Here is a 1553-nt window from a genome sequence, read left to right as displayed (position 1 = left end):
AAATTTTATCTTTTAGTGAAATTTTAAAATTAAATGGCTTTTAAATTTATCTACAATTTTTTTGAAATTTCAGCTATGCTGCATTATAATGCCGCATTATGAAAAACAAATTTATGATAACTATAACCGACCTTAACGGCTCTAGGAATTTTTTGCTTTCGCAAATCATCAAAAAGATCGCGTTATATTTGGTGCTATTTGTTTTTACCGTTTTCATCACGGGTGCGCTATATATCAGGTATCTGGGCTCTAAAATCGATAGCCTTTCGCGAACCAAAACCGAGCTTAACGAGCTAAATCAAAAACTTCGCGACGGTATCGCGGCAAGTCAGATGGAATTTGAAGCCATCGAGGGTAAAATTTCGGATTTGGAGCATCAGTTTGGGCTTGATCCCGAGGAGGATGAGCGCGCGATCGACCGCCTATCTCACATCAAGCCTACTTCCGAACAAGAGATCAAAGAGCGCGCGCAAAAGATCATCAACGAAAAATTCTCCGACGCGCTGATAAAAGAAATTTTTATGCAGATCCCAAACGGCAGGGTCATGCGCACTCATCAGCTCAGCGAGAAATTCGGCTGGCGCAACCATCCTATCTTAAAGCGCAAGCAGTTTCACCCAGGCGTTGATCTGCGCACTCCGCCCAAAACGCCCATCTACGCGCCTGCAGACGGCATCATCCAATACAGCGGCGCGGGCGCTACTGGCTATGGCAATCTAGTCGAGATCCGACATAATTACGGCTTTACGACACGATATGCGCATTTGGATTCAAATTTAACTCGCAAAGTAGGCGAGTTCGTAAACAAAGGCGATCTTATCGCTTTTAGCGGCAACACCGGACTTAGCACCGGACCTCATCTGCACTACGAGATTAGATTTTTACAACTGCCGCTAGATCCGCTAAATTTCATCAACTGGAACGAAAAAAATTACAAAGAAATTTTTACTAAGGAGGAAGATGTCCCATGGCAATCTTTAATAAAGGCGATGCAAACACCGCTCAAACAACAATAATCTCGTCAGGCACGCTCATCAAAGGAGAGCTACACCTGTCGTGCATTTTGCATATCGATGGCAATGTCGAAGGCGACGTGATCTCCGATAATACTGTCGTCATCGGTAAAAATGGTACCGCGCGCGGCTCGATTAGGGCCAAACATATCGTAATCAGCGGCAAATTTTTCGGTAATATCGAAGCCGAGCTCGTCGAGCTACTAGGCGGCGGCGTGCTCGTGGGCGACGTGCTATCGCAAAGCTTCGGCATCGAAGTGGGCGCGAAATTTAACGGAAAAAGCGCAGTAAGCGGCAGCGATCAAGCCCTAGTCATCGACGGCAGCGCAAGCGAAGACGTCAAGCTCATCGACAAAGCTCTAGGCGAATAAATCGCGCACATTTGGAATTCTTGGGATTTTAAAGGCTTTGAAACTCGCAAAATTTCGGAATTTAAAAGCCTAAAAAATTCCCATACTTTGAAATTTTTGAATTTGAAATTTTAAAAATTCTGAATATTTTAAAATTTTCTAAATATGAAATTTATACAAAATTTACTGC

General features: G+C 43.5%; 2 protein-coding genes. Both read left to right on the top strand.

What is annotated here, in order from left to right; genetic code table 11:
* The first annotated feature begins 95 nt into the window (after window positions 1–95).
* Window positions 96–1016: a M23 family metallopeptidase gene (locus Q0095_RS08905; protein WP_314521096.1), complete on the top strand. Its 921-nt coding sequence runs from the start codon at window positions 96–98 to the stop codon at window positions 1014–1016.
* Window positions 968–1384 carry a polymer-forming cytoskeletal protein gene (locus Q0095_RS08900; RefSeq protein ID WP_297883182.1) on the top strand — a complete coding sequence of 139 codons (417 nt, stop codon included), beginning with the start codon at window positions 968–970 and terminating at the stop codon, window positions 1382–1384. The genes Q0095_RS08905 and Q0095_RS08900 overlap by 49 nt, the downstream gene beginning before the upstream one ends.
* Window positions 1385–1553 lie beyond the last annotated feature (169 nt).

It is taken from the genome of uncultured Campylobacter sp., assembly GCF_938045535.1.
Taxonomy (GTDB): domain Bacteria; phylum Campylobacterota; class Campylobacteria; order Campylobacterales; family Campylobacteraceae; genus Campylobacter_B.
This window is presented reverse-complemented; position numbering and strand designations above follow the sequence as displayed.